This window comes from Hyella patelloides LEGE 07179 (assembly GCF_900659865.1).
In the GTDB taxonomy this organism is placed as follows: Bacteria; Cyanobacteriota; Cyanobacteriia; order Cyanobacteriales; family Xenococcaceae; genus Hyella; species Hyella patelloides.
In genome coordinates this window covers 1-1,071 of sequence record NZ_LR214349.1, presented here as the reverse complement: position 1 = coordinate 1,071, position 1,071 = coordinate 1, and the positions used below count along the sequence as shown (strand labels likewise).

The following is a 1,071-nucleotide window of genomic DNA, read 5'->3' as shown; positions in this document are numbered from 1 at the left end:
AGTTATTGCTCATTTTCTGGGATTATACCTAATAACTAATTCAACGGATTATTGATTTCTGTCCATCACTGGAGACTTTCTGGATATTTATGACTGTCGATCTTCGTCTTTTCTTCGTCCGTTTTTTGATTACTTTATATTACACTTTGACGTGCGGAAGGTGGGTTAGAGGATAAGGGATGAAGTTTGAAAGAGCTTTTTTCCGCTCGGATTTAGTATAAGTTATATTTCTGAAAATTAGTATAAATACGGAATTGCACATAAATTATATTTACTTAATCTCTCCGTAAAACAAACAGATGCCAAATCACAAAATATGCCTAGATAATGAAAATAAAATAGTAGAGGTAATCCCTATGTTTGAGCGAGCAGCGATTTTTTCTGCTTTTTTAGTACTGATTGGTTTTGGTGCTAGTGGGGTCAAATTTTTACAATTTACTGGTTTAGAAGCAGAGCCTCCTTTAGCAATCTTTCAAGAGATGTTTCCTCCCATAGATACAACTAATTAAGAAATCACTGATTCAGGAGCAGTGCGACTCTTTATCCCATCTACAACCGAATCCAGAGCGATTATTACTTACGATGGGCAAATCTGATACCGTTTTCCATGTATTAACTATGTTTACGGCAATCAGCCAAAGATTAAAGATTGTCGCACTATTTTCCCGAGCGGGCTACCAGCGACTTCAGTATATCCATTCCCTCCCGCCCAAATATACCAATCAAGAGTTTTAGGAGTCCAATAACTATCATCGCAGCTGAACATATCATCCATTAAGGTAATATCAATTTCATAGTTTATAGCTAAACCGAGATTCAAAAGTCTTTTGACACCTATTTCTTGTAATCTATTAGCGATCGATTTAACAGAAAATTCATCATCATAATATATATCTGTATAAGATTTTGCTTTACGTGGTAACCACAGAGAGCCAAATTTTTCCCATGAACCTATCCCACTAATAATAGATAAAATAAGAAGGTTGTAACTAAACGACTGAAGATGCCAGGCAAATTTGAGGGATTAAATGACCTAGAGTGGAAGCTATTTCAAGATATTTTTCCTAAAAA

At 35.2% G+C, this 1,071-nt stretch carries 1 protein-coding gene; it reads left to right on the top strand.

Features of this window, described 5'->3' with window-relative positions; genetic code table 11:
• The first annotated feature begins 299 nt into the window (after nucleotides 1–299).
• Entirely contained in the window at nucleotides 300–509 is a 210-nt protein-coding gene (locus H1P_RS33665) for a hypothetical protein (protein ID WP_144875869.1), read from the top strand.
• Nucleotides 510–1,071 lie beyond the last annotated feature (562 nt).

Excerpts from the sequence above, each read along its gene's own strand:
- H1P_RS33665 (WP_144875869.1), top strand. The coding sequence starts at position 300 with ATGCCAAATCACAAAATATGCCTAGATAATGAAAATAAAATAGTAGAG.